Source organism: Chthoniobacterales bacterium, assembly GCA_039930045.1.
Taxonomy (GTDB): Bacteria; Verrucomicrobiota; Verrucomicrobiia; order Chthoniobacterales; family DASVRZ01; genus DASVRZ01.
The window spans coordinates 404,819-430,439 of record JBDSQB010000002.1; the positions used below are offsets into that span (position 1 = coordinate 404,819).

Here is a 25,621-nt window from a genome sequence, read left to right on the forward strand (position 1 = left end):
AGATATGTGAATAGGATGAAACTCGCCTGTGAAAATCACCCTGTTCGTCCCGTGCTTCGTCGATATGTGCTACCCCAACGTCGGGGTGAGCATCGTGGAAATCCTGGAGCGGCTCGGGCATGAGATCGAGGTGCCGGAGGAAATCGCGTGTTGCGGTCAGCCTGCTTTTAATTCGGGTTATTGGGAAGAGGCGAAAAAGGTGGCGATCCCCGTCTTGCAGCGGCTGAAAAACGCCGAGGTCATCGTGATCGCGTCCGGCTCCTGCGGGGCGATGCTGAAGGTGTTTTATCCGGAGCTGTTTGCAAAAACGGAATACGAGTTAGATGCGATTGCACTGGCGGAGAAGACGTATGAGTTCAGCGATTTTCTGGTGACGAAACTGGGAAATCCCGATCTCGGCGCACGCTTTCCGGCGAAGGTGACTTTCCACGACGGCTGCCACGGTTTGCGCGAACTCGGGAAGAAAAAGGAGCCGCGCGAATTGCTCTCCCAAGTGCGCGATCTGGAGCTTCTCGAAATGGGCGAGGCCGAGACCTGCTGTGGTTTTGGCGGGACGTTTTCGGCGAAGTTTCCGATGATTTCAACCGCGATGGGCGAGGTGAAATGCGCGTCGGCCATCGAAACGGGCGCGGACTTTATCATTTCCAACGACTCGAGCTGTCTGATGCACATTCAGGGCCTGCTCAATCGTCAGGGCGAGCCGATTAAGACGCTGCACATCGCCGAGGTCCTCAATTCACGCCGATGAATCTGAACGTCCTCCAGTTCAAATCCGACTCCGAGCGGCTGACGCACAACCTCGATCACCGTGAGCGGATTCAAAGTGCGCTGAAAAAATATTACGTCGCGCGGGACGACAAAAAGGCGCGTTTCCAAGACTGGCAGGCGGCGCGTCAGGCGGCGGCGGAGACAAAATGGGAAGCAGTGAATCACCTCGACAAATATCTCGTCGAGTTCGCCGACAAGATCGAAGCGCGCGGGGCCAAGGTCCATTGGGCGAGCACTGCGGAGCAGGCGCGGGAGATTATTCTCGGCATTGTGAAGGAGAAAAACGCCCGGCGCATCATCAAGTCGAAAGTGATGACAGGGGAGGAGATTCACCTGAACGCGGCTCTGGAGGCGGCCGGCTACGATGTGGTCGAGAGCGATCTCGGCGAATATATCGTCCAGCTTCGGCACGAGGCACCGTATCATTTTGTCTTCCCGGCTATGCATTTGAGTCGGGGTGAAATCAGCGATCTTTTTGAGAAGGAACTTGGTTCAGCCAAGACCGACAGCCCGGAGGAATTGACCATGATCGCCCGCCGCGTGATGCGCGACCAATACCTCGCCGCCGACATAGGGATCAGCGGCGCGAACTTTGCCGTGGCCGAGACGGGTATGATTTCGATCACGGAAAACGAGGGCAATGCGCGACTCACCTGCGCGCTGCCAAAGGTTCACATCGCGCTCATGGGCATTGAAAAAGTGTTGCCAAAGTTCGAGGATCTCGCGCTCTTCCTGCCGATGTTAGGCACCGCCGGCGCGGGTCAGGCCGTCACCTGTTACAACTCGATGTATGCCGGTCCACGCCAGCCGGGTGAGACCGATGGCCCCGAGGAAATGCACATCGTTCTTCTCGACAATAAACGCACGCATCTACTCGCCGACATTGAGCAGCGCGACGCCCTACATTGCATCCGCTGTGGCGCCTGTCTGAACGTCTGCCCCATTTACAAAAACGTCGGCGGGCACACCTACGGCACGACCTATCAGGGTCCCATCGGATCGGTCATCACGCCGCATTTGCGCGGGATTCAGGAGTGGAAACACCTCTCCAGCGCCTCTACCCTTTGCGGCGCATGCACCGAGGCCTGTCCGGTAAAAATCAACCTCCACCACCACCTCTTGCACAATCGGCGCAACGCCATCGCCCAGAAGCCCGTCTGGTGGGAGCAGACGCTTTTCCATTTGAGTTCCATTCTATTCAACCACCCCGCGCTATGGCGGCTCGCGGCTTGGGGCGGACGCATCGGGCAACTCTTCCATCCGCTCATCCAAGGCACGATTCTTGACCCCGCCCGCGCCTGGACGAAAACCCGCGACCTCCCACCCGTCGCGGATCAGACGTTTAAGGAATACTGGAGGTCCCGCCAGAAATGAGCGAACGCACCAACATCCTTGCCCGCATCCGCGAGGGGCTCTCAGTTCCCGCTCCGGTTCCTGGCACGCACGAGTTGCATGGGAATGAGCACGCGACGGCCCCGGCTCCGATCGTTCCGGGAATGGTCATGAAATGGCTGCCGCCTGTGGGCGCGACCTTCGGCGATCAGGTGGCGCTCTTCGCCAAGAATTCGTTTGAACTGAAAACTGACTTCCAGATTTTCGACAGCTTGGGCGAGTTGCAAGGTGCTCTGAAGACCCTTGCACAAGTTGAAGGCTGGCAGCGCATCGGCACCCATCGCGGCACGCTCAACGACGCGATTTGTCCCGCACTCGGATTGCCGATGATGCTGACCGATGAGTCGTATGCCACTCCCGATCTGGAGAAATGCGACGCCGGAATTTCCGAATGCGAATCGCTCATCGCGCAGACGGGTTCCGTTCTCGTCACCACCCGCAGCTCCGGCGGTCGCGCTCTTTCCGTCCTCCCGCCGCATCATGTGGTGCTGGTCCGGCGCGAGCAATTGCTGCCCGATCTGCCCTCTGGCTTCGCCGCGTTGAAGCAAAAATACACCGGCAATTTCCCGAGCTTCATGAGCCTCATCACTGGCCCGAGCCGCACCGGCGACATCGAGCGCATCCTCGTCTTGGGAGCGCACGGGCCAAAGAAGCTGACGATTTTTTGCGTCTAGCCCCGGAATTGATGAATCGAATCTAACTCCGCTCAGCGCCCGTAAAGGCACTGGCTGAGGTAGCCGGAAATGGCCGTCGCGCGGTTCTCGGCGCGGAGAGCGGCGATTTTCGAGCGGTCCACTTCGAGGGCGCGTTCCCAGAGCCAGGTGAGGTTGTTGCCGCTGACGGTGAGAACGTCCTGAATGTTTTTCGGGTCGTCGGTGCGCGGCGCTTTCACGTCGAAGCAGATGATGCCGTCCCAAGCAGTGTCCTGGAGGACGACGCAGAGCGCGAGATCCTTGACGGGTTCGATGATGCCAAATGGCAGATCCTGATCGTAACGCTGGCCGTCCTGGGAATTAAGATGGATGTGGAAAAGCTTGTTGGCCTCCAGACACATTTCGATGTCCCAGAGGTAATCGAGGCCGGCGATGCGGCTGTGAGCGGTCTCGGGGTTCAACCCGAAAAGCGGCTGCACGCTCGGATCGAGGCGGCTGATCAAATACAGCGCCTCGCCCACATTGGCGAGATACATGTTGGCGCGGGGTTCGTTGGGCTTGGGTTCGAGTGCAAATCGAATGGAGTGTCCGTATTTTTCCAAGGCGTACTGCCCGACGGCGTTGAAGCCCTCGACGAGGCGCTGAAAGGAGTCACGGCCGTTTTTGGCGAGGACGAAGTCGAAGCCTTCTCGACCATTCCAGAAGACCATGGTCTCAGCCCCCATGACGTGGGTGGTGTCCACTGCGAGCTTGGCGTTGGCGAGGCCCTTGGCGCGGATGGCGGAGTCGTTGGAGGTCATGGCGCCGTCCTTGAAGATGGAGTCGGCGAAGAACGAGGGGGTGTACATCGCGCACTTGAGGCCGCATTTTTCCGCGACCGCGAGAGCCCTCTCGGCGTCGGTCGCAGGGATTTCCGAATCATGCGCCTCAAACCACGACATGCCGGCCTCGGCGAGCATCGGGATGCGGTCGATGAAAGGAATCGCCTCGCGCGTCGGGCCGCCAAAAGGATCGCCCCCGGGTCCGAGATTCCAGACGCCTGCTCCGACGCCTTGTTTGCCTGCCTTGTTTTTGAGTTGAAATGACATGATGTGAGAGGGTGTAAGTTGCTGCGATGGGTGGGTCATCTAAGCACTTGGCCAAGCGGGTGACAATCGGTAATTTTCCACCTCCGCAACGATTTAACTAATGGGTAAACCCGACGCCGGACGCGATGCTCCAAGGCGTTTCCTTGGTGGAGAAGGGCGGGAGTTTGTCGTCGGGTTTGACGGTGGGGACCAGTTTGCTCACGCGGAAGAGGGGAAGAATGGGCAGTCCGGCTGGGTCTTTGTCGTAAACACCACCCATTTTTTCGAGGAGGAGATAGGCGTGCATCAGGCCGCCGGGACATTCTCCGATCAAGACCTCCATGTCGTAGCGGCCACCGGCGCTGACTTCGAACCATTTGCCCGCGACTGGACCACGATCGCCCGAGATATTTTTTAAGTTCTCGTAGCTGTATCGGACGGGTGGACTGGCCAGAGTTTCCTTCACGCGACCTTGGGCGAAGACGACGCTACCATTGAAGCGGATGATCAAAATATCGTCGCCCAAGCCGACGAAACGGAAGCGGCCGCTGGAGGGTGAAACGACTTTCGCTTTGTAATGCGCCACCCAGAGACGGGGTTTCACCTTGTCCTGCAAGGCAAACGCTTTCGGCCCTTCATCGGCGTTGATGATCGGCACAAAAAGATAGGGCGCGTAGAGTGGATTGGGACCCGCGAAGTATTTTCGCAGCTCACTTTCGTTCCAGGAACCCTTCACCCAGGCCTGCACGAAGGCGGCCCATTTGGCGTCGTCCATGTCGGTCGGCTTGCCGTCCTTGGTTTGTTTGAGGTCGTAGAAGGTTCCCTTTAGCGCGTCTTGAGTAGCATTGCGTAATCCAAACATTGTCAGGCCACCTCCTCCTACACTTCCCGGGGCGAGTCCGGCCCCACCCGAAATCTGCCCCATGCCAGTGCCGCCCATGCCGGCCATTTTCGAGGGAGTCGTGGGCCCGAGCGATGGCAGCGCGGGCATATCCGGAAGGCTGACCTTGGCCAAAGCATTCGTCGTGGTCACGCGTTTAGGCTGGCTGGGTGCGCTCATGGTTTGCTGTTTTTTGGCCATCTGCACGCGGTGCTCGACAGAGCGCTGGCTGGGATTGGGCGATGGCGGGCCGCCTTTGAAGGTGAGCTTGCGTTTGGCGGTGATAGTTTGGACGACAAGGACGGTAGCGACGAGGCCGATCAGGAGATGCACGCCGACGCTGACGAGGAAAAACTTGCTGCCAGAAAATCGTTTCCAAAGCGTCGGCTTGGGCGGACCAGACGGCGCGGGCGAGTGCGGGTCGGATGGGCTCATTCCTCGTCTCCCACGGTGAAAGTGACATTCGGGATTTGGGCCACGGCGAGCGCGTCGAGCACATCGACGGTGCGGCTGTATTTCGCCGTTGGATCGCTGATGATCGTCACGACTGCAGGTGTTTTCGAGGCGTCGGCATTTTGCTTGAGACGCATCAGGACGGCCTTGAGTTGGGGCAGGTCGCGGCTAACCGGCGTGTCATAGGGCTCATCGTTCAGGGCGATTTCACCGGTGTCGGAAATGGTGATGATCTGCTCGTCCACGAAGTCGGTGGAGGAGGCGGTCTCGGCGGTGCCGGGCAAAGTGGTATTCAACTCCTTTTCCACTTTCACCGCGCCAGCCATGACCATGAAAAAAAGCATAATCACGAAGACGACATCGATCATCGGCGCGATCTGGAAGCCGAGGGAACCTTCGTTGGGATTGAGCTCAAGGCGGCGCATGGGCTATTGTTTGTTCACGGCAGAGAAAGAAATATCGGCGATGCCCGCCGCGCCCGCGCAGTTCATCGCCTGCGAAACGTAGAGCGCCGGCACATCCTGGTCGCCTCGAATGATGATGCGGAAACTCGGATTTTGCCCGGCGGTGATTTTCTTCTCGCCCGCCTGCCGCGCCGATAGAAGGAGCGGCGTCAGTTCAGAGCTTTGGGTGTAAACCTTGTCATTGAAGACAAACTCCGCCTTCTTTTCCTCTGCTTTCCAGCGGACGTTCACGACGGCCTCGGAGCGGGTGTTGTCCTTTTTCTGAGCGTCGGGGGCAAGCGGGAGTTTGATGGTTTTGTCCACCTTCAGCACCTGCGCAGAGGTGATCGTCATAAAGAAAATGAGCAGCACCAGAAGCACGTCGATCATCGGCGCGATCTGGAACTCCGGTTCGCCGGAATCGCTGCCTCCACCGCCACCGGCCATGTTAGAAGCTCCTTTCGATTGGGATCAAAGTCATCATCGGAAAATGCATTTGCTGAGAGCGTGATCAGACCTGCTCGACTTGCGCTGGCGCATGCCAGTTGGGCAGCGCTGCAAAGAGTTCCTCGTCTCCGATATGAACGCCAGTCAGTGCCTCGTAGGGCATTTTGCGGAAGAGCGTGGCCACGGAATCCTGGATGTGATGGATGACTCCAGCGGCGCGATTGCGGAGGAAATAGAAACTGCCAAACGCCGGAATCGCGATGAAAAGTCCGCTCGCCGTCGCCACCAGCACCTCGCCGATGGCGGCAGAAAGACTCGACGGATCGCCGATGCCGGAACTGCCCAAAGTGCCAAACGCCTTGATCATGCCCGTGACCGTTCCGACCAAACCGATCATCGGCGTGCAAACGCCGATGACGGACAGATAGCTGATCCAAGTCTGCATCTGGGCATTTTCCTTGGCGATCTCGCCCATGATGCCCTCCTCGGTGCTTTGTTTGCCGTCGCCGAGCAGGCTGATGCCGACGCGCAGGACGTTGGTCAGAGGCGACGGATTATCGCGGCAATAATTGTAGGCACCCACGTAATCTCCCTGGCGGAAAAGATCCTTCACCGCCTGCTCATGCTGCGGCGGGAGGACTCTCTTCGCACTCGTCCGGATGACGCCGTCGCCGATCAGGTAAACAGTGAAAATGGAGCACGCGCCGATCGGGAACATCACCCATCCGCCTTCGCGAATCTGGTCCCAGAGCGTTTTGTGAACGACGGCGGGCTTGGCTTCCGTGCCAGCGGCGGGCGCGGCCTCCTGGGCAAAAATAGGCGCGGCAGCGATCAGGAGCAGGACAGCGCCGAGGGCGAAAAGGGAGGAGCGTTTGGTGTTCATGGTGGAGTTTTTTAGAGTTGTTTGATTTCTTTTTCTGCGATGGATGCCTCGGGTGAGGTGGGATATTTTTCGATGAGAGAGCGCATGGAAGCCTCGGCGCTCGCGACGTCCGTCAGCCCCCGCCAGGCGCGGGCTGCTCCCAGCATCGCCGTGGGTTGGAGCGTGACTTGGTTGGCGTAAAAAACCGGCACATGGAGAAACGCGATGACCGCCGGATCGTACTCCTTCAGCGCGAGCAGGCTTTGACCTTTATTAAGCCAGGCGCTGGCGAGCGTGTCTGGGTCGGTGCTCTTTTCAATGATCTGGTCGTAGATCGTCAAAGCCTCCTTGTCCTTGCCTTGGCGGGTCAAAATCGCTGCCTTCTCCACCTGCACACGGTCGGCAATTAGTGGATCGACCCCCGCCGAGGCAGCGATCTGGTTGAGCAGAGTTTCGGCGTCCTTCGAGCGTTGCAATGCGAGTAGAGCCTTCATTTTCAGGAAAGCGGTCGCCTGCCAGAAATTGCCCGGGATGTCTCGGAACGGTGTGTAAAAAGCGAGGATCGGCTCCACTTTGATCATCGCCTCCTCCGCTTTTCCATCCGCCAGCAAACCCTCGGCCTCCACGATCTGAGTGGGAGCTGGAAAGGCGACTCGCGCGATTTTGCTAACTGCGTAACCCACCTCGCCTACACCCGCCGCGAGCGGCACCATGATCATCGAGCCGTCGCGCCGCAGGGAAGGCACATCGAGGCTGGTGCCGTCCTTCATGAGAATCTTCACCGTCGGCCCAGCGGGCGCGGGCGCTGGGACTGCGGCAGGAACAGGCGCTAATTTCAGTGTCTGCGCGATGACGCCCAGAGGCAGGAGCAACAGGACGATAAGAATGGAACTCGTCTTCATCCGGGTGTGAGTGCTTTCAGACGTTCGCGAGCCGTGGCAATTTCCGGAAAGGCAGCCAGTTTTTCCAGACGCAACATCTCCTGGTAAGTGCGGGTCGCCTCCTGGATTTTGCCGAGTTTTTCAAAGCACTCGGCGCTGCCCAAATATGATTTCGCGACCCACGGCAGGTAGCGCTGATAAGCAACATAGACGCGCTGATAAAACGCAATGGCTTCCGGCAAACGATTTTGTTGACGCTCGATTTCCCCCAGCGAATACACGGAAAAAGCCGTCGCCTCACCCCGCCAGTCGCGGATGGAGGCTACTTGCTCAAAAATTTTCCTGGCCTCATCCAAACGGTTGAGCGCGAGCAGGGTTTTGGCTTTTCCGAGCGTCACATCCTTCAGCTTGGTGGTCGCGCCCGCCTTGTCGATCGCGTCAGTAAAATAGGTCAGCGCCTTCGGATAATCCTTGCGCTGGAAAGCGATTTCACCCAGGCCGTTCCATGCGAAATCGACGTAATCGCTTCTCGGAAAGTCGTTCATCAAACGCTGGAAAATCGGCTCCGCCTGATCGATGCGCCCCTTGCCTAAAAGACAATCTCCGACCTGCGCGAGCAGTACCGAACTGAAATCCGCCGGCTGAAACCGGTCGGCAATGGCTTGCAGGGCGGTTTGTTCTTCCGCGCTTTTTTTCCGCAGCCGGGCCAGTTCGGCCGTCGCAAAAAGAATCCGGGCCTGTGCCGTGGGCGTGCTGCCGGTGCCGAGCAAACGATCCATCTCGGCCTGCGGATCGTAAGCGGGCGATGTGGCGCCGTCCGCAACAGATGCCGGCGAGGCGCTGGGAGAAGCGACAGGGACTGGGGTGCCTTTTTTTAAACAAAGCTGGGCGAGCTGGGTCAGAAGCTGCTCCACGGCATCGCGTTTCGGATCGTTGATAAACCGCTTGATCGTGTCGGCGGTGAACGTGCGGGCCTCGTCCACCTTGCCTTCACGGGCCTTCGCCTTGCCGACCCAGTAAAGGGCGGACGCCACCGTCGGATGCTCGGGATGAGTGGTGACAAACTCCTGGAAAAGCTGGCCAATGCCGGCCCAGTCGCCTTTCTTCTGCATCAGCTTTTGCGCGGCAAAGAGCGAGTAATTCAGCACTTCATCCGTGGTGGCTGCCTGATAGGAGCGGACATATTCGGCGATGGCTTCGTCATTTTTGTTCGTCGCGGCGAGCGAGTCGGCCTTCAACGCCAGCACCTCGCCGAGCATCGGATCGGCTTTGAATTGCCTCCCCCAAGCGACCGAATCCGCCACCACTTCATCGTAGAGCGAGGCCGAGTATTTGCAGACATTGATGCGGTAACGCACGTCGGCCACGAAGTTTCCCTGGGGATACTTGGCGAGGTAGCCCTGCAGCAACCCGAGCGCCTCCTCGTATTTGCCGGCGAACAATTTCGCCATGGCCGCGCGATAGATAATTTCCTCCGTGTGCGCACCGGTGGGAAATTCCTTTGTATAAAGCGCGTAACTTTCCGCCGCCTCGGGAAACTTGCCCAAGGCCATGCGGGTGTTGCCCATCAGATAGATCATTTCCTCGCGGTATCGGCTGGTCGGCTGATCCTGCAGCATTCGTCCGAAATAGGTTTCCGCCGCTTGCGCATCGCCCGATTGTAGTGCCGTCTGACCGAGCAGCAGACCGACCGTGGAGGCGTTTGGATTAGTCGGGTAGGTCTTCAGATATTCCTCGCAATATTTTCTGGAAGGCTGCACGCGCCCGACTTCCGCCGAGCAAACCGTGGCTCCGAAAAGCGCTGGCTCATGCTCCGCCGAAGTGGGATAACGCCGCAGGATTTCCTCGTAGGCGACGATGGATTCCCATTTTTTTCCCTGCAAATAAAAGGCGCGCGCCACCCGCAGATAGAGAGCCGGAGTGAAATCGGGCAGGTTCCGCGCCTCCTCCACCAGCTTGGCTGCATCGGCCAGTTTCGCCTTCAACGTATTGTTCGCCCCCACGAGCTGGACCGCCTTGGAAACCTCCGCCCGCATGGTGGCGACGTTGGCGTCGATCTTCGCCTGAAGGTCTTTCACCTGCTGTTCCTGAAACCGAACGACTTCCGGCTTCGGCAGTGCGAATCGGTAACAAGTCAGCGCCTCAGCCGGTTGCTCTTTTTCGAGAAAACCGTCGCCTAGCTCAACCGCGAGCGCGTTGAGACGCATCACATTGTCCATCAGACTCAGCTTGGAACGCACCAGCTCGAGCGTGGCGGTGGCTTTGGCTGGATCGTTCGCGGCGGCATAAAGACTGGCAAGTTGAATGGCCCCCACGGCCGCAGCCTGACTGGCAACGCCTTTGCCGATGAGTTTTTCCAAAGCCGCGATGGCTTCTGCTGTCTGCCCGGTTTCCTTGTAAGCCGCGGCCTCGGCAGACAGGGCGTCGTCGCGATACTGCGGGAGATTTTCCAGTTCCTTGTAACTCGCAATGGCCTCGGCGTATTGTTTGCCCTGCATGCATGCCTGCGCGATCGATTGCAGGACCTCGGCCCGACGCGTACTCTGGGGAAATTTGGTGAGATAAGTACGCAGGGTGGCAATCGCGCCGGGGAAGTTCCCAAGGTTGTAATAGGCCGCACCAAGCGTGAAATAAATCGGCTCGAGCTGCGGCGTGTCCTGCGCAGTTTTCAAGAGCGCCTGCAGCTTGTCCGCAGCGACTTGATAATTGCCCGCTTGGAAAGCGGTCGAACCCTCCTGAAAAAGAACGGCCACATCCGACGGTGGAGGCGCCTGGGCGGCCACGCGCGAGACATCCAAGATGCCGAGCAAAATGCCTGCGACCAAAATTAGCCGCGCCTGACGTTGTAACCTGGGGAGTTGCACGGGAGAATTAAAAAACTCTCAGCTCATATTTTCAATACAAATTCCAGAAAAATGTGACAGCAAAAGCTTACCCGCCGTAGGAGCTTTCCACGCGGTGGGCGACGTCTTTGTAGCCATAATCGACCTCGTAAATCTGCTTAAAGCAGTCGAGCGACTCGTCCTTTTTGCTCATCTGCTCGAAGACCATGCCGAGGTTGTAAAGAATGTCTTTTTTCGTGGCATCCATCACGAGAATTTCCTTGGCCGCGTCCTCGAAGGTGCGGACGGAGAGGTCGAGCATGTTCAAATTTTGGTAGCAGCGGCCCAACAAATTCATGGCGCGCAGGCGGACGTTCGGGCTTTTGCGGGCGCTTTGCAGCTCAGGAATCGCGTCGCGATAGGCGCCGGTGTTGACCAGCACTTCGCCCAACTCGAAATGGAGCATGAGGTCAGTGGGATTCTTTTCCACGCGTTTACGGGCCTCGCCCAGGAGCGCCTCGGCGCGGAGTCGGCGATACTCGGTGAGATAGCCCTCATACTCCGGCACCGCAGGGTCATTTGGGTTGTTGGCGAGGAAATCCTCGTAAGCCTTAATATTGTCGTCGTAGAGCTTCATTTGCAGGTCGGTGGCCTTGCGAACGAGCGTGGAATCGGTGTTTTGCGTGAGGGACGCGGCGTAGGTGAACCATTGCACTGCCGTGGGCAGATCACCCTTTTGCTCGAAGAGACCGGCCATTTTGCGGACGACATCGAGGTTGGAGGGGTTCTCGTTGTAGCGGACGGTCAGCTCGGCGAGCTGGTTTTCGATCATCTCCTCGGAACGCACGGAGCGGTTTTGCTGTTCCAGCGAGGTGGCGAGTTCCTTGTCCACGATGAGGTCGCGGTAGTCCTTTGTGCCACCCGACTCGGCGACGGCCTCCCAGCCCCCGCTTTTCATGGAGGAGGCGGCGGCGGCGTCCTTGCCAAACTTGACCGCGGCGATGTCGTTACGGTTAATCTCGACGAGTTCATTATAGACTTCGACCGCTTTCGCGGGCTCGCCGTGCTCGTAGTAAAGCTTGCCGAGTTCGTGCAGGACCTTGACGTTTTTCGGGTTGCCGTCGCGCAGGGTTTCCATGGCGAACCGGGCGGTCTCATACAGATCGAGGGCGAGAGCGCCTTCTTTGATTACCTCGTTGGCCTGCGTGTTATACGGGTCGCCGTCGAGGATTTTTTCCGCAGCATCCATCGCGCCGGCGGGATCTTTTTTGAGGAGGCCCTGCGCCTTCATTGCGCCAATTGGAGAACCGCCCTTAAGTCCGCCAAAAAAGCCTTTTTTCTCCTTCACCAAGCCGACCTCGACCTTGCGCAACACCTTGCGTCCGTCCACGAAACCGGGCTCCTCGCGCAGCACGTCCTGGAGCAGGGTGATGCCGTATTGATAGTTCTTCAGCTCGAGCGCCTGAATGGCTTTGAGATAATTGCTGCGAGCTTGGGTGGAGAGTTGTTTTTCGGTTTTGGGAGGAGGCATGGGGGAAATGAGCGACCCGGAAAGGGTCAGGTTAAATTATTTGGTGCCGTCTTGCGAACGGACTTTCGCGGGTGCGGTGTAGGCTTGAAAACGGGCATATTCGGACTTGGCATTTTTGGTGTAGTCCTTCACGAAATCCTTGGAGCCATACTCGAAAAAGATGATAAACGACAAGGTAAACACGGCAAATAATGCCACCCAGAAAAGTTTGCGGAGTAAGCCCATGTGCTGATTGTAAATTGGCAGCCCGAGGCGTCAACGAGGATTTCGGTAGAAGTGCTGTCAGAATCGCGCCAGCCATTCCGCTCGCCCATAGCGCGTGGTAACGAGCTGCGCCGCCCGCGCCCGCTCTTCGCCTGTGAGTGGAATGGAAGTCGCCTCAGCGGCCAATCTATCGGCGAAAGTTCGGGCAGAAACGAGTTCCATCGGAATGGACTGGAGACTCCCCTGATGCAGCAGCCCCCGGCGTGTGCGGCGTTGCGCAGCCCCAGCGATCTTTCGTCCATCGAGCAGCAGATCGCCCGGCACCGGACGCGCAAAACAACCCGCGCCCGCGATGGTGGCCGCCGTGGCGAGTTCCAATGCAATGCCCGTCGTCGCGACGATTTTCTGAATGGCCAGATGAATTTCCACGTAACTCTCCGAGCGCCCGTTCCGGGCCAGCGCGTGGTCCGCCGGGATGATAAGTGTGTAAGTCCAGTCCGCGCCGTGATCGACCAGCCCCCCGCCCGTCCAGCGGCGCATGAGCGGCAAGCCCGGACGCAGCGCGCGCGCCTCGGCGAGTTTTTCAAAATAACCCAGCGTCACCGTCGGCTCCGACCAGCGATAAACGCGCAAAGTGGGAGTCGCAATGGAAGCGAGGAGCATCTCATCAACGGCCATATTCCACGCGCCATTGCCGGGCGCCGGATCGTTGATCAGGCGCAATCGTTCGAAAATCATCGCGCCATCATGCTTTGCCGGTTGGCAAGCGCAAGGACGAGGTGTAAAATCATTTCCCCTATGGCAAAACTCGCACTTGGCAAAGGTCTCGGAGCCCTGATTACTCCCAAAGTCGCCACGCCGACGCCGATTGTGAGCGATGGCGAGCGCGTGGAAATGATTCCGCTGGGCAGTCTGGTGGCGAGCCCGTTTCAGCCGCGCCGTGAATTTAAGGAGGAGCCGCTTCAGGAGCTCGCGGACTCGATCAAGGAACGAGGTATCATCCAGCCGCTGATTGTTCGCAAAGTCGGGCCGAAGTTTGAGTTGATTGCCGGTGAACGCCGCTGGCGTGCCGCCCAACGCGCCGGTCTGGCCGAGGCTCCGGCGATCGTCCGGCAGGCGACGGATCGCGATGTTCTCGAACTGGCGCTGATCGAGAATTTGCAGCGGGCGGACTTGAACCCGATTGACGAGGCGCAGGCGTTTGCGCGGCTCGCGGAGGAGTTTGATCTTCGCCAGGAGGACATCGCCCAGCGGGTCGGACGCAGCCGCGCGGGCGTGGCCAATTCCATGCGCCTGCTCGAGCTCGATCAACAGATTCAAACCTGGCTCACGCAAAGCCTGCTCACCGTCGGCCACGGAAAAGTGCTCCTCGGCTTGAAGGATCCCGAGCAACAACTGGCCGCCGCGCAGATCGTTTTGCGGCAAGGCAGCACCGTCCGCGAAACGGAGGTAATCGTTCAAAATTTCCTCCACAAACACGGCCTCACGCCATCTCCGCGCCGACATTCCACCGGACCGACGACGGATCTTTCTCCCGCTTTGCAAAACGTCCAGAACCGGCTGCAAACGCACTTCGCCACGCATGTTTCCGTGGCCCACGGCGAGAAAAAAGGCCGAATCGAGATTGAGTATTATGGAGCCGACGACCTTCAGCGCCTTTTGAAGGTTCTCGGTCTCTCGGAAGAATAAAAGTCCCGTCCAAGTGCTCCGCTGAACCCAATCCTGTTCGTGCCTGCCGCGTCCACTTTCAGCCGAATCTCTCTGCCCGGCTGCGTTCTCCTTGCCGCGCTGCTTCTCATCTCGGGCTGCAAAAAGAAACCGGTCGTTTCCCCTGTAACTTCACCGCCTGCCGTAGCGCCGGTTTCCTCAACTCCCGCAGCGACTCCAATCGCTCCTGAGACACCGCCGCCGGCTTCGCCTGAAAAACACACGCCGCTCACAGCAGTCACCTCCCGCATCGATGGCACCATTGCGCTGCAACGCGCCCGCACCATTTGCGGCCTCGGTTCGCGGGCCTACGGCACGCCCGGCTATCGGCAAACCCTCGCCTGGCTGCGCTCCGAGTTGACCCGCCTCGGCTGGCACACGGTGTATCAAGCTTTTGACACGCAGACGCCAGCCGGTCCACGCACTTACACCAACCTCATCGCCACCTGGCCCGCCGACAAAGACAAGCCCCGTGCGTCCAGCAATCGCCTCATCCTCACGGCGCATTACGATTCTCGGGGCTCCGAGTTCACCAATTTTCCCGCAGCCAGTTCCGGTGCTGCCGGTTGCGGCATTATCTTGGAACTCGCCGATCGGCTCGCCACCGCTCCCGACCTCGCGGCGCGGCTGCAATTTGTCCTATTCGACGGCGAGGAACCTGTCCGGCAAATCTCCACCACCGACGGACTTTCCGGCTCCCGTTTCTTTCTCCACAGCCTTCAAGAAAATAGGCAGTCGGCTAACATTCGAGCCCTCCTCGCCTTCGGAGCTGTCGGCCACAACGGGGCAAAATGGACGATACCCACGCTGACCAATTCCATTCTCAATCAGACCCTGCAGACCTTCATCTATCTGCAAAAATGGGAGGGTCAGATCACCCCGTTGGAACGCCCCAGCTGGGGGCCGCATCTCCCGGCTCTGCAAGCGGGCATTCCCGCCACTTACCTGAACGACGCGCTCTACCCGGCGCTCGCCACGGCGGACGACACCCCGGAGTGGCTCAATGCCGAGTCGCTGCGCCGCGCCGCCCTCGCCAGCCTGCAACTTCTCCAGCTTCCGCCGCAGCCCGCTGCCCCGGCGACAAAATCAAACTAGCGCATTGACGCGCCCCCTCATTTCGGTATTCTTCCTCTCCCGAAACGCACCCATAGCTCAATTGGATAGAGCATCTGACTACGGATCAGAAGGTTTGAAGTTCGAGTCTTCATGGGTGCACATCTAACCTCAAGGAACGGGTTGGATTTCATTCTGACTGCCATGCGTGCGGTCGGGATCATTCAAAAACGCTCCATTTTTCTGCGACAACACCACTCGATTGAGTTGGTGACCCTAACGGGATTCGAACCCGTGTTACTCCCGTGAAAGGGGAGTGTCCTAGACCTCTGGACGATAGGGTCATTTTCCTTGCGGGAAATGAGGGCTGGATATTCCAATCGTTTCCCACCTTTGGCAAGTGGAATTTCATCGCCTTTCCGGAGCCGTGCCGCATACCATTTTGCCATGGCAACCTCCCCGCTGCTCCCCTCACAAGCGCGTTTTTATCACCCAGAACAGAAACGCTGGCTCGAAGCCGTCGTGCCCGGCTGCATTCACACCGATTTGTTGCGACATGGCCTGATCAAAGATCCTTTCTGGGGCTCGAACGAACGCGAGTTGCAGTGGATTGAGGAAAAGGACTGGAAATACGCGATCACATTCCAAGTCACCTCGGATTTCCTAGCGCACGACGAACTGGATCTGGTCGCCGAAGGACTCGACACGCTGGCGACGGTTTACCTGAATGGCCAGGAAGTCGCGCGCACGGAAAATATGTTCATCGGTTATCGCTGGCCGGTGAAGCCGCTCCTGAAAGAAGGCACGAATGAAGTGCGGGTCGAGTTTGCGAGCACTCGGAGTTACATCCAGTCGCGGCGAACGAAAAATCATCTGCCCGAATGGAATGATGCTGTCGGCGGCGGCTCGCTCGTGCGCAAGTCGCCCTGCAATTTTGGCTGGGATTGGGGTCCACGATTGGTGACGGCTGGCATTTACAAAAGCATCCGACTCGAAGGCTGGTCTGGGAACCGAATCGAGTCGTTGAAAATTCACCAAACGCACGCTCGCAATCGCGTCACGCTGGAACTCACACCCGAGCTGGCGAAGCGCACGCGACTGCCCGTTTACCGGTCGGTCCTCAAGCGAAATGGCGAAGTCGTTGCCGAGGCACGCGGACTCGTTTTGAAGATCAGCCGCCCGGAATTTTGGTGGCCAAACAACATGGGCGCACAGCCACTTTACCAGCTCACAGTCGAGTTGCTGGCGAATGACACGGTCGTGTATTCCATCACGCGCACGATCGGGTTGCGCACAATCGAACTCGACCGGCACAAGGACGAATGGGGCGAATCGTTCCAGTTTAAGTGCAATGGCGTGGCGCTCTTTGCGAAGGGCGCCAATTGGGTTCCGGCGCATGTGTTTGCCTCCGAGGTGAGTCGCGAAACTTTGGAGCCGCTCCTGACCTCAGCGGTCGAAGCCAATATGAACATGATCCGCGCGTGGGGCGGCGGCGTTTATGAGACCGATGCGTTTTACGATCTCTGCGATGAAAAAGGGTTGCTTGTCTGGCAGGATTTCATGTTCGCCTGCGCTCTGTATCCGGGAACCAAAGAGTTTCTAACCACTGTCGAGCAAGAGGCGGAATGGCAGGTGAAACGTCTGGCGCATCACGCTTCGCTCGCTCTCTGGTGCGGCAATAATGAGATCGAGCAAATGCCGGCTGAGATCGCTAAAACTGCCGAGCGCAAAAAGGCCTACGACGCGCTTTTCCATCAATTGCTTCCAACTGCGGTGAAGAAATGGGATGGCGTCACCAGCTACTGGCCCAGCTCTCCGCATAATCCGGCTGGCTTGCACAAAGGCCACAACAGCGAACGCGGCGGCGATGCGCACGACTGGGATGTGTGGCATGCCCGCAAGCCGGTGAAGAGTTACGAGGAAAAATTTTACCGCTTCTGCTCGGAGTTTGGAATGCAGTCCTACTCGTCGCCGGAAGTGGCGGCCACTTTTTGTCCCCGAACGGAGATGAATATTTTCAGTCCAGCGATGGAGAATCATCAGAAAAATCCTGCCGGGAATCAGATCATATTCGACTACGTTTCGCGGCGTTATCGGTTTCCGAAGGATTACTCGTCGCTCTCGTATTTGTCGCAGCTCAATCAGGCGTATTGCATGAAGGTTGCAGTGGAGCATTTTCGCCGTCAGATGCCGCGCACAATGGGCGCGCTCTACTGGCAACTGAACGACACGTGGCCCGGATTCTCCTGGAGTTCGCTGGAATTTGGAGGCCAATGGAAGGCGCTGCATTTCGAGGCGAGACGTTTCTTTGCGCCATTGTTAGTCAGTGCCTATTTGCCTGGAGACGAGAGCGCCGGAATTGGCAACCAGTTCCAGACCACGATCAGCGAGGTGCAATTTTACACGGTCTATGATGGCCGCCCCGCGCTGGAAAGCACGTTGCATTGGACACTCTATCATCTCACCATTGGAGTGGTGCGTGAGTCGCACAAAGCCATTGAGCTGGCGCCCGGAAAATCCGTCATGCAACTCAAAGTCGATTTTAAAAAGGAGTTGCATCACTATGGACACGCCAATCTCGTGCTGCGCGTTTGGGTGGAAGGCCACGCCGGTGTGCTGGCGGAGAACACGGTCTTCTTCACCGCTCCACGCTTCATGGAACTGCCGCGAACGAGCATCAACTCAACCTTGCGCAAAGTGGCGAAAGGCAAATACGAGATCGAGTTCGTCTCGAAGAATTTCCACCACAGCGTGAAGCTGCAAATCCCCGGCTTGCAGGCCACGTTCAGTGATAACTACTTCGATCTTTTCCCTGGCGTCGCCCATCGGGTGCAGGTCGCCTTGGCGCAGGACATTGATTATGCGCAATTCAACCGCCTGAGAATGCAGCCCGTCTCGTTGGTGAACAGCTATTCCTGACCATCGAGTTGGATTCTTTTCTGCTCACTCGCAGCCCTTCGACAAACAAAAAAGCGCGCCCAGATTTCTCCGGGCGCGCTTGATGTAGTGAGACTTTTCTAAGCTTAGGCGATGTAACCTTCTTCGCCGTGATCGGTGATGTCCAGACCGGCGCTTTCGCCTTCTGGGCTGAGTCGCAGACCGATGACAGCCTTGATCACGTAAGCGATGATGATCGTCGAAACGATGGACAGCACCAAGGTGAATGCCACTGCTTTAAGTTGCTCAAACACGAGGGTTTTGCCGATGAGGTCCTTCAGGTTCGTGTTCAGGTTGGAGTTCACATCCGCCGTGGCGAGCACGCCGGTGAGGATGGCTCCGAGAGTTCCGCCGACCGCGTGCACCCCGAAGGTGTCGAGGGCGTCATCATAACCAATGGCGTTCTTGACGAAGACCACGAAGATGTAAGGAACGATGGCGGCCAGCAGACCAATGATCATCGCGCCATTGGCATCCACGAAGCCGCAAGCAGGAGTGATAACGACCAGACCCGCAACGATGCCGGAGCAGAAGCCGAGGATCGAAGGATGGCCCTTGTGGAACCACTCGATCACGGCCCAGACGAAGCCCGCAGTGGCTGCAGCCAGCGTCGTCGTCATGAAGGCGTTTGCCGAGACGCCGTCTGCGGCAACTGCGGAACCGGCGTTAAAGCCATACCATCCGACCCAGAGCATGCCGGTGCCGACCATACAAAGCACCATCGAGTGCGGAGCCATCTTGTCTTTGCCGAAGCCGAGGCGTTTGCCCAGAATGATGCATAGAATCAGCGCAGACCAACCGGAGGTCATGTGCACCACGGTGCCACCTGCGAAGTCGATAGCCTTGATGCTGGCAGTAGCATTCCAGACGCCGTTCATCATGCCGGTGACGCCCCAGACCATGTGGGCCATTGGGAAGTAAACCACGAACATCCAGACAAGAATGAAAGCCATGATTGCGCTGTATTTCATGCGCTCGGCGATGGCACCGACGATCAAAGCCGGGGTGATGATGGCGAACATCAGTTGATACATGGAGAACACATTCTGGGAAACCCAGTAGCTGTAATCGCCGTTCGGCGCGCTTGTGACTCCCTTGAGGAAGAAAAATTCCGTGCCGCCGAGGAACTTGCCGATGCCGTCTGGGCCGAAGCTCTTGCCGAAGACCAGGCTGTAGCCGAAGGCCCACCAGAGGATGGTCACCAGGCCAGCGCAACCGAGACATTGGGCGAGCACGCTGAGGACGTTCTTCTGGCGAACCAAGCCGCCGTAGAACAGAGCCAGGCCGGGCAGGGTCATGAAAAGGACCAGAGCCGCGCAGGTCATCATCCAGCCGTTGTGGCCAGGGCCGGGAACAGTGGACAAGGCACCCTTTGCCGCAGTGTTATTCATGTAAGCCTCCAAGTCGGCCACGCGTTCCTCCACTGTCGGAGTGGGCGCTGGGGTTTGGGCATGAAGTGAGTTTGGCACGAGGAAGAGCGCGGCGAAAAGCGCGCCCAGGATGGCTAGATAGTAGTGGGTTTTGGTCATGGTTTTTTGTTTTTGTTGGTTTGGTTAGGTTTGCAGTTGAAAAAGTTGGCGTGCTTTTTAGGGAAGCCGCCATGGGTTTGACGAGGATGTAAAGTTGAAGTGAGTTTTAAAGTCGGCCTGTTTTCAATAAAAAAGCGACTGCGGCAAGGACAGGCAGAAGCACTGGCAGCGAGAATCTAAAGATGTAGGCAAAGAAATGAGGGGTATGGACCTTGGCGTGATCGGCGATAGATTTCACCATGAGATTCGGGCCGTTGCCGATGTAAGTCATGGCCCCGAAAAAAACCGAGCCGAGTGACACGGCTATCACATAAAGGCCATCAGTTTTGAGAAACTGGGCAACGTGGGCAGTGTTGTTTAAGTCGAGATGCTTCAATCCGAAAGCGGCGGAGAGAAACGCGAGATAAGTCGGGGCGTTATCGAGTACGCCGCTCAACGCGCCGCTCAACCAGTAGAACTGCTCCGGAGTGTTTAAGCCGAGTGCGGCGGCATGAAGCTGGAGGTAATCCAAAGCCGGGATCATGGTCATAAATATTCCCGCGAAGAGCCACGCGACTTCCTTAATTGGCCCAAAAGTAAAATGATTCGCATCGTGGATGGGACGCGGCGTGCTGCGGTATGCTATGACGGCGGATGCGATCATAATAATCTCCCGCAAGATGGGAGGCGCAAAAATCACAGCAACCAGAATGGCTGCCAATGGTAGAAAGCTGCGGCGACCCTCGATTTTAAAGGTTTCATGGGCTGTTTCCATTTCGCGAATGGCTCGTGGCGCACGAACAAAGTTGGTCCGGTCGAAGAGATAGAAGATGGCGACCAGGGAGACGACGGCAAACGCCCAAGCCTTCCAGCAATGCTGCGTCACCCACCAGAAAGGAACTCCCTTTAAGTAACCTAAGAAAAGGGGTGGATCGCCGATCGGCGTGAGGCAGCCGCCAACATTGCTGATGGTAAAAATAAAGAACGCCGTATGGAAATTTGTGTATCGATATTTGTTCGACCGCACCCAGGGACGAATGAGAAGCATGGAGGCTCCTGTGGTTCCAATGAGGTTGGCCAGCACTGCGCCGATGAGGAGAAAAAGGCAGTTGCTCAATGGTCGAGCCTCTCCTTGGATGCGGATATGAATGCCACCCGCAACGACAAACAAGGAGCCGATGAAGACAATGAAGCTGACGTATTCCTCCAACACTCCCGCGATGCGTGTGCCGCCATGCATCCATAGGTAATACACCACACAGATCGATCCGAGTCCCAAGGCAATCTTCGGATAATGCCGCTCCCAGATGTGGGAAAACAGTAGTGGCATCACCGCTATGCAGAGGAGCATGCCCACGAAAGGCAGCACCATCAGCGGGTGCGGATCCAGTCCTTCAGTTGCGAGTGCCAGTAGCATGTGAGCGGGTTTTTTCCACGTCCACTATCAGCGGCCTTTGTAGGCCAGGATGGTGGAAATAATGGTCACTAAACTAATTCCCGACATGTAATATGCTGGCATGGTGAGCTCTGGTTCTTTTTTGCTGCGCCAGAGAAAGGCACCGGCGCGTCCGGTGCAAAGCATGGCGGCGAAGAAGGCGAGTGCGAAGCCAAAGTCTTTCTGGTGAACGTCTGTCATGGAGTAGCTGGAGAGGAGAAGGAAGGCGCTGGAAATTAAAATGTTAAGCAAGGTGGGCTTGCTGGTGGTCAGCCGCCAGACGTATAAGCCGGCTACGAGGACGATCAGGGAGGCAACGGCAAGGACGATGGTAATGGAATTCATAAACGTTATAGAGGGCGTGGATTCTGGTCAGACCAGAGTGGAGTTCAAGTGGAATGCGAACAGCTTGGTCGTGTCAGATGGTGCTGAAAAATGGAAACTCCCGCCCGTGCTCACACGGGCGGGAGAAACACATTGATTTGGATTTTACTATGCGCCTGGTGAGGACTTATCCGTCAACTGGAAGTCAGGGTAAGCTTCCACACCCATTTCTGGAACATCCAATCCAGCCATCTCATCTTCCGGAGTGGAGCGGATCTTCACGAAGAGATTCGAGATCTTCATGAATGCATATGAGAACAAGAAGACAAAGATAATACAGGCCAGTGTGTCGATAACCTGCGCGCCCAATTGTGAGGCATCATTTGCGGCTGCTCCGAAGAACTTGCCGAAGATACCCGTGACGCCTTGATCGGCCCATCCGCTGGCAGTCAGATCAGCATATTTCTTCAAGGTGGCGGGAGTCGCATCGTTATTGATAATCGTCCATGCACCATCTTTGAAGAGCTTGTGAACGCCACCCCAGCCAGCTCCATAAGAGCCGTTTGCGAAGAGTCCCACACTGAGAACCCCGAAGGCTCCGCAGACGCCGTGCACCGAAAGGGCTCCGACGCAGTCATCGACTTTTGCCACACGCTCCCAGAAGAACACGGAGAAGACTACGATTACACCGGCTATGAAACCGATGATCACCGCACCTAGCGAGTTTACGAAGGCACAAGGAGCGGTGATTGCGACCAGACCCGCCAGCAGGCCGTTGCAAAGCATAGTCGGATCAGGTTTGCCTGTAACCAAATACATGGTAATGAGGGTTCCCAGCGATGCGGCAGCGCCTGCCAGCATGGTATTCACTGCCACAATGGCGATACGGCCGTCTGTGCCTGCCAAGGTTGAGCCGGGGTTAAATCCGAACCAGCCGAGAGCTAAAATAAATGTGCCGAGCATAACCATCGGAACGTCATGTCCGGGAATGGCATTAGGCTTTCCGTCTTTGCGGTATTTACCGATACGAGGCCCAATAGCCAAACCCCCAGCGAGGGCAATTACACCACCGCATAAGTGAACCACACCAGAGCCTGCAAAATCGACGGCCCCGTGGCCGAGGGCAAAGTTCTGACCGAGCTGCGCCAGCCAGCCGCCGCCCCAGACCCAGTTGCCATAGATGGCGTAAGGGAACATGCCAACCCAGAATCCATAGACGATAAAGTGTTTAAAGTTCCAGCGTTCCGCCATCGTTCCGGTTGGGATGGTGGCCGTGGTGTCCATGAACACCATTTCAAACAAGAACAAAGTGAACACAGCCGTATCAAACACAGATGGGCTGAGGAAGAAGCCCTTTAGACCTAGCAGGCCAAAAGGATGCCCCATAATCTGGACTGTCCAGCCGTGGTTGAGGAGAGCTAGTCCCTGACCCAGAGGAGGTTGCCAGCCGATCGGGACTGGACCATTCCAGTAGTTTCCAAACATAAAGGCGAAGCCGCAGATCCAGAAGCCAAGCATGCCCAGACCGTAGATCATGAAATTTGTAGCCATCACGTGAGCTGCATTTTTTGCACGGCAAAGACCAGTTTCCACGAGTGCAAAACCCGCTTGCATGAACATCACGAGGAAGCCTGTGATCAGGGTCCACATGAGATTGATGGAGTTTTTGTTGTGAGCCACATTGAGGATCAACTCGTCGTTTGTCACCTTGCCCGTGCCTGCTGGATTAACGCTGGCGGCATCAGCGGGAATGGGCCAAGTCAAATCCGTCGCCGTCCCTGCATTGGCACCTGGTGGGTATGCCACAGAGTCAGGGACTTGTGGAGTAGGCACCGGCGCAGCGGGCGCGGCATCTTGGGCATTGGCACCAAATGTCGTCCACGCCACCATACCCATGATGGCTAGATGACATAATTTTTTGGATAAGTTATACATATACGTTGGTAGTTAAAGGTTGCGTTGTTGCCGCTAGTCACTTGGTGAGAAAATAGCGCGTGTTCAGATCAACAAGTTTTGCGCAAGGGACGGTGAGGCCACATGCAGCTGGCAGATTGAAGTTTGAACGAGCGGCTCGTTAGCAATGGCCATGCCAACGTCTGATAATTTTCGGCCCAGAGTGTTAAATGGCCGATTTGCTACTGAGTCGCTGCCGTTGTTTTCCGGTTACCTTTGGAATAAAGTATGCGTTCAGCGGCTTTCGTTATCCATGATGATCAAAATCGAACACGCTCTCTACAGTTCTTGTTTGATTCACACTTGTTCCGCCCGACGATTGCGATTATCAAAACCACTCTCTAAATCATGGCCTTACAAGAAATCCCCTACGGCGGCTGGGGCCGCAATCTCCGCCTCGCCAACGACTCTGTCGAACTCGTCATCTCACTGGAAGTCGGCCCGCGCATTCTCAGCTACCGCCCGCTCACTGGGACCAACATCCTGCACAATTACGCCGAGCAGATGGGCGGCACGGGCGAAGCCGCGTGGATGAACCGTGGCGGCCACCGTCTCTGGATCGCGCCGGAGGACATCGACCTCACGTATGCACTTGATAACCAGCCATTTCCTTACGCCATCACTGGTGATAATTCCGTCACACTCACCACTCCGGGCACGGACGCTTGGAAGATTCGCAAGGACTTTTCTGTCGAACTCGCCGTCTCCGGCAGTGGCGTGCAACTCACCCACACCCTCACCAACGACACCTCCTCCCCCCAATCCGTGGCTCCGTGGGCTTTGTCTGTAATGGCTCCCGGCGGCATCGCCCTTCTTCCCCAGCCGCCGCTTGGTGAACATCCCCGCGATCTGCTACCGAATCGCGCGCTCATTCTTTGGGCTTTCAGCGACACGACCGACTCGCGGTTTCATCTGGGAAAACATTTCATCAGCCTGCGACAGGAGCCGGATCGTCTGCCCTTCAAGTTTGGCCTCGCTCATCAAGGCAAATGGGCCGCTTACCTGTTGGGCGATCAGCTTTTCACGAAGACGGTCTCCTTTATCGAAGGTGCGACTTACGCCGACATGGGTTGCAATTATGAGAGCTTTACCAATGAAGACATGCTCGAAATTGAGACCCTCGGGCCGCTCGTCACCCTGGTACCCGGAGAATCCATCACGCACCTCGAAACATGGAATCTGCACGGTGGCATCCAGCCGCCGCCTTATTCCGACACGGCGGAATTTGCAGAATGGCTTCGTCCGTATCTTCCTGAATAGACTGTAACACCCATGAAAAACTTTCCCATTTACACACTCTGCCTCACGTTCTGCCTGCTCTTTCTGAATGGCTGCGAAACGACCGGCGGGCGCACCAACACGATTGATCGCGCCGCACTCTACGCCAGCGTGCAGCAGGAGGAACCGGGCGATTACTGGGTTGCGCGCCGCTATTACAAGCAGGACTACCATTTTTGGGGTTACATCCGACGTCCGCAACAGCCTTGGAGCACAGCTAAAATGGTGATGCTGAACGAACAGAAAAAACTCGCTCCCGACCGCGCCATGGGCCTCATCGGCAGCGATAGCAATTACGAATACAAGTTTAAGGGCTACTTCTCCGGCGACACGGTTTACGAGCCGGCTTCCAATGGATTCTATCCTGAGTTTGTCCTCACGGATTACACACTGAAGACAATCACCCCGCTCCAGATTTACTCCAATCCTGCGGCAACGGACCCTTCACGCCGTGTGATTGAAGCGCCTGTTCGATAACATCCCAGCCGGAAGTTAAAAATGGCTTACACAGACTTTCTGGAACGGCTTCTTTTTCATCTGGAAAGTCTGGATTCGCTGAAGCCCAGCGGCACGCTATCGGTGGAGCAAGTGAGTCTGATCCGCAACGCCACCACACTGGAACTGACCGGCGCGGATGAGCTTCACGACCGGGCCAGGCTGATTCGCGCCTTGCTGCTTTGCGCCAATGACGCGCTCGACGAGGCACATCGTCTGGTGCAGGAGGCACCGGGCGATCTCGCGGCGTATCTGCATGGCATCGTTCATCGCCGCGAGGGGGATTTCGAGAATGCGCGCTACTGGTTTCGCCGTGCGGGAGAACTGTCTTTTTTCCAGGAACTCCAGCGTCGCGCCGCTGCTTTGTCCGAGGACATGGCGAAACAGCTCAACTGGGATCCGTATCTCTTCACCACGCTCTGCGAGCGCTCCAAATACGGCTCTCGCACACCAGTGAAGACATTGGCCGCCATCCAGCGAGTCGAGTTTGAGACGATTTTGGATTATCTCTTCCGCGCCGGATAAAAC

The 25,621-nt window shown here is 57.2% G+C and carries 23 protein-coding genes and 2 tRNA genes; 10 read left to right on the plus strand and 15 right to left on the minus strand.

The genetic code is table 11. From position 1 onward, the window contains the following. Positions 1–28: 28 nt before the first annotated feature. Genes ABIT76_02015 through ABIT76_02025 form a run of 3 tightly spaced genes read left to right on the plus strand, consistent with a single transcriptional unit; the run spans position 29 to position 2,834 of the window. Positions 29–748, plus strand: coding sequence for a (Fe-S)-binding protein (locus ABIT76_02015; GenBank protein MEO7931912.1), 720 nt, complete (start codon positions 29–31; stop codon positions 746–748). Next, entirely contained in the window at positions 745–2,142 is a 1,398-nt protein-coding gene (locus ABIT76_02020) for a LutB/LldF family L-lactate oxidation iron-sulfur protein (GenBank protein MEO7931913.1), read from the plus strand. The genes ABIT76_02015 and ABIT76_02020 overlap by 4 nt, the downstream gene beginning before the upstream one ends. Continuing rightward, positions 2,139–2,834: an LUD domain-containing protein gene (locus ABIT76_02025; protein MEO7931914.1), complete on the plus strand. Its 696-nt coding sequence runs from the start codon at positions 2,139–2,141 to the stop codon at positions 2,832–2,834. Before ABIT76_02020 ends, ABIT76_02025 begins: the two co-directional genes overlap by 4 nt. Positions 2,835–2,866: 32 nt before the next feature. Here the strand turns inward: ABIT76_02025 and ABIT76_02030 are convergent, their stop codons facing one another. The 10 genes from ABIT76_02030 to ABIT76_02075 form a co-directional block, all read right to left on the minus strand. Continuing rightward, a complete protein-coding gene (locus ABIT76_02030) occupies positions 2,867–3,901 on the minus strand; it encodes a TIM barrel protein (GenBank protein ID MEO7931915.1) in 1,035 nt (344 codons plus the stop codon). A gap of 97 nt (positions 3,902–3,998) precedes the next feature. Continuing rightward, a complete protein-coding gene (locus tag ABIT76_02035) occupies positions 3,999–5,195 on the minus strand; it encodes a hypothetical protein (GenBank protein MEO7931916.1) in 1,197 nt (398 codons plus the stop codon). After that, entirely contained in the window at positions 5,192–5,638 is a 447-nt protein-coding gene (locus ABIT76_02040) for a biopolymer transporter ExbD (GenBank protein ID MEO7931917.1), read from the minus strand. Before ABIT76_02040 ends, ABIT76_02035 begins: the two co-directional genes overlap by 4 nt. 3 nt (positions 5,639–5,641) lie before the next feature. Further along, on the minus strand, positions 5,642–6,103 hold the full coding sequence (locus ABIT76_02045) for a biopolymer transporter ExbD (GenBank protein MEO7931918.1): 462 nt from the start codon (positions 6,101–6,103) through the stop codon (positions 5,642–5,644). A 64-nt stretch (positions 6,104–6,167) separates the two neighbouring features. Beyond that, positions 6,168–6,986, minus strand: coding sequence for a MotA/TolQ/ExbB proton channel family protein (locus ABIT76_02050; GenBank protein ID MEO7931919.1), 819 nt, complete (start codon positions 6,984–6,986; stop codon positions 6,168–6,170). Between the two features lie 11 nt (positions 6,987–6,997). Then, positions 6,998–7,867 (minus strand): tetratricopeptide repeat protein, encoded by an 870-nt coding sequence (locus ABIT76_02055; GenBank protein MEO7931920.1) that lies wholly within the window; start codon positions 7,865–7,867, stop codon positions 6,998–7,000. Beyond that, positions 7,864–10,710 (minus strand): tetratricopeptide repeat protein, encoded by a 2,847-nt coding sequence (locus ABIT76_02060; protein MEO7931921.1) that lies wholly within the window; start codon positions 10,708–10,710, stop codon positions 7,864–7,866. Before ABIT76_02060 ends, ABIT76_02055 begins: the two co-directional genes overlap by 4 nt. A 67-nt stretch (positions 10,711–10,777) precedes the next feature. Next, entirely contained in the window at positions 10,778–12,199 is a 1,422-nt protein-coding gene (locus ABIT76_02065; GenBank protein ID MEO7931922.1) for a tetratricopeptide repeat protein, read from the minus strand. Between the two features lie 36 nt (positions 12,200–12,235). Beyond that, positions 12,236–12,424, minus strand: a complete 189-nt coding sequence (locus tag ABIT76_02070) for a hypothetical protein (protein ID MEO7931923.1) — start codon at positions 12,422–12,424, stop codon at positions 12,236–12,238. Between the two features lie 57 nt (positions 12,425–12,481). Further along, positions 12,482–13,141 (minus strand): lipoate--protein ligase family protein, encoded by a 660-nt coding sequence (locus tag ABIT76_02075; GenBank protein MEO7931924.1) that lies wholly within the window; start codon positions 13,139–13,141, stop codon positions 12,482–12,484. A gap of 60 nt (positions 13,142–13,201) precedes the next feature. On the opposite strand from ABIT76_02075, the gene ABIT76_02080 reads away from it, so the two are divergent. The 3 genes from ABIT76_02080 (at position 13,202) to ABIT76_02090 (ending at position 15,325) form a co-directional block, all read left to right on the plus strand. Continuing rightward, complete coding sequence (locus ABIT76_02080) at positions 13,202–14,092, plus strand: ParB/RepB/Spo0J family partition protein (GenBank protein ID MEO7931925.1); 891 nt, start codon at positions 13,202–13,204, stop codon at positions 14,090–14,092. 39 nt (positions 14,093–14,131) lie between these two features. Next, positions 14,132–15,205, plus strand: a complete 1,074-nt coding sequence (locus ABIT76_02085) for a M28 family peptidase (protein ID MEO7931926.1) — start codon at positions 14,132–14,134, stop codon at positions 15,203–15,205. Positions 15,206–15,251: 46 nt separating this feature from the next. Then, positions 15,252–15,325: transfer RNA gene (locus ABIT76_02090), tRNA-Arg, on the plus strand. Between the two features lie 106 nt (positions 15,326–15,431). Here ABIT76_02090 and ABIT76_02095 read toward each other — a convergent pair. Next, a tRNA-Glu gene (locus ABIT76_02095) sits at positions 15,432–15,507 on the minus strand. Between the two features lie 103 nt (positions 15,508–15,610). Between ABIT76_02095 and ABIT76_02100 the strand changes: the two genes are divergently transcribed. Further along, positions 15,611–18,082, plus strand: coding sequence for a glycoside hydrolase family 2 protein (locus ABIT76_02100; protein MEO7931927.1), 2,472 nt, complete (start codon positions 15,611–15,613; stop codon positions 18,080–18,082). A 104-nt stretch (positions 18,083–18,186) separates the two neighbouring features. On the opposite strand, the gene ABIT76_02105 is transcribed toward ABIT76_02100, so the two are convergent. The 4 genes from ABIT76_02105 to ABIT76_02120 form a co-directional block, all read right to left on the minus strand. Beyond that, on the minus strand, positions 18,187–19,491 hold the full coding sequence (locus ABIT76_02105) for an ammonium transporter (protein MEO7931928.1): 1,305 nt from the start codon (positions 19,489–19,491) through the stop codon (positions 18,187–18,189). Positions 19,492–19,735: 244 nt separating this feature from the next. Further along, complete coding sequence (locus ABIT76_02110; GenBank protein ID MEO7931929.1) at positions 19,736–21,025, minus strand: sodium:proton antiporter; 1,290 nt, start codon at positions 21,023–21,025, stop codon at positions 19,736–19,738. A gap of 27 nt (positions 21,026–21,052) precedes the next feature. Then, a complete protein-coding gene (locus ABIT76_02115; GenBank protein MEO7931930.1) occupies positions 21,053–21,388 on the minus strand; it encodes a TMEM14 family protein in 336 nt (111 codons plus the stop codon). A 147-nt stretch (positions 21,389–21,535) separates the two neighbouring features. Then, positions 21,536–23,302 (minus strand): ammonium transporter, encoded by a 1,767-nt coding sequence (locus ABIT76_02120; protein MEO7931931.1) that lies wholly within the window; start codon positions 23,300–23,302, stop codon positions 21,536–21,538. A gap of 366 nt (positions 23,303–23,668) precedes the next feature. Between ABIT76_02120 and ABIT76_02125 the strand changes: the two genes are divergently transcribed. The 3 genes from ABIT76_02125 to ABIT76_02135 are packed head-to-tail and all read left to right on the plus strand — an operon-like array spanning position 23,669 to position 25,618. Continuing rightward, complete coding sequence (locus tag ABIT76_02125; GenBank protein MEO7931932.1) at positions 23,669–24,580, plus strand: hypothetical protein; 912 nt, start codon at positions 23,669–23,671, stop codon at positions 24,578–24,580. 12 nt (positions 24,581–24,592) lie between these two features. Next, complete coding sequence (locus tag ABIT76_02130; GenBank protein MEO7931933.1) at positions 24,593–25,075, plus strand: hypothetical protein; 483 nt, start codon at positions 24,593–24,595, stop codon at positions 25,073–25,075. Positions 25,076–25,096: 21 nt separating this feature from the next. After that, positions 25,097–25,618, plus strand: coding sequence for a hypothetical protein (locus ABIT76_02135; protein ID MEO7931934.1), 522 nt, complete (start codon positions 25,097–25,099; stop codon positions 25,616–25,618). Positions 25,619–25,621: the final 3 nt, after the last annotated feature.

Excerpts from the sequence above, each read along its gene's own strand:
- ABIT76_02115 (MEO7931930.1), bottom strand. The coding sequence starts at position 21,388 with ATGAATTCCATTACCATCGTCCTTGCCGTTGCCTCCCTGATCGTCCTC.
- ABIT76_02055 (MEO7931920.1), bottom strand. The coding sequence starts at position 7,867 with ATGAAGACGAGTTCCATTCTTATCGTCCTGTTGCTCCTGCCTCTGGGC.
- ABIT76_02025 (MEO7931914.1), top strand. The coding sequence starts at position 2,139 with ATGAGCGAACGCACCAACATCCTTGCCCGCATCCGCGAGGGGCTCTCA.
- ABIT76_02105 (MEO7931928.1), bottom strand. The coding sequence starts at position 19,491 with ATGAATAACACTGCGGCAAAGGGTGCCTTGTCCACTGTTCCCGGCCCT.
- ABIT76_02065 (MEO7931922.1), bottom strand. The coding sequence starts at position 12,199 with ATGCCTCCTCCCAAAACCGAAAAACAACTCTCCACCCAAGCTCGCAGC.
- ABIT76_02040 (MEO7931917.1), bottom strand. The coding sequence starts at position 5,638 with ATGCGCCGCCTTGAGCTCAATCCCAACGAAGGTTCCCTCGGCTTCCAG.
- ABIT76_02080 (MEO7931925.1), top strand. The coding sequence starts at position 13,202 with ATGGCAAAACTCGCACTTGGCAAAGGTCTCGGAGCCCTGATTACTCCC.
- ABIT76_02125 (MEO7931932.1), top strand. The coding sequence starts at position 23,669 with ATGGCCTTACAAGAAATCCCCTACGGCGGCTGGGGCCGCAATCTCCGC.
- ABIT76_02045 (MEO7931918.1), bottom strand. The coding sequence starts at position 6,103 with ATGGCCGGTGGCGGTGGAGGCAGCGATTCCGGCGAACCGGAGTTCCAG.
- ABIT76_02135 (MEO7931934.1), top strand. The coding sequence starts at position 25,097 with ATGGCTTACACAGACTTTCTGGAACGGCTTCTTTTTCATCTGGAAAGT.
- ABIT76_02020 (MEO7931913.1), top strand. The coding sequence starts at position 745 with ATGAATCTGAACGTCCTCCAGTTCAAATCCGACTCCGAGCGGCTGACG.
- ABIT76_02030 (MEO7931915.1), bottom strand. The coding sequence starts at position 3,901 with ATGTCATTTCAACTCAAAAACAAGGCAGGCAAACAAGGCGTCGGAGCA.
- ABIT76_02100 (MEO7931927.1), top strand. The coding sequence starts at position 15,611 with ATGGCAACCTCCCCGCTGCTCCCCTCACAAGCGCGTTTTTATCACCCA.
- ABIT76_02110 (MEO7931929.1), bottom strand. The coding sequence starts at position 21,025 with ATGCTACTGGCACTCGCAACTGAAGGACTGGATCCGCACCCGCTGATG.
- ABIT76_02075 (MEO7931924.1), bottom strand. The coding sequence starts at position 13,141 with ATGATTTTCGAACGATTGCGCCTGATCAACGATCCGGCGCCCGGCAAT.
- ABIT76_02035 (MEO7931916.1), bottom strand. The coding sequence starts at position 5,195 with ATGAGCCCATCCGACCCGCACTCGCCCGCGCCGTCTGGTCCGCCCAAG.
- ABIT76_02050 (MEO7931919.1), bottom strand. The coding sequence starts at position 6,986 with ATGAACACCAAACGCTCCTCCCTTTTCGCCCTCGGCGCTGTCCTGCTC.
- ABIT76_02120 (MEO7931931.1), bottom strand. The coding sequence starts at position 23,302 with ATGTATAACTTATCCAAAAAATTATGTCATCTAGCCATCATGGGTATG.
- ABIT76_02070 (MEO7931923.1), bottom strand. The coding sequence starts at position 12,424 with ATGGGCTTACTCCGCAAACTTTTCTGGGTGGCATTATTTGCCGTGTTT.
- ABIT76_02130 (MEO7931933.1), top strand. The coding sequence starts at position 24,593 with ATGAAAAACTTTCCCATTTACACACTCTGCCTCACGTTCTGCCTGCTC.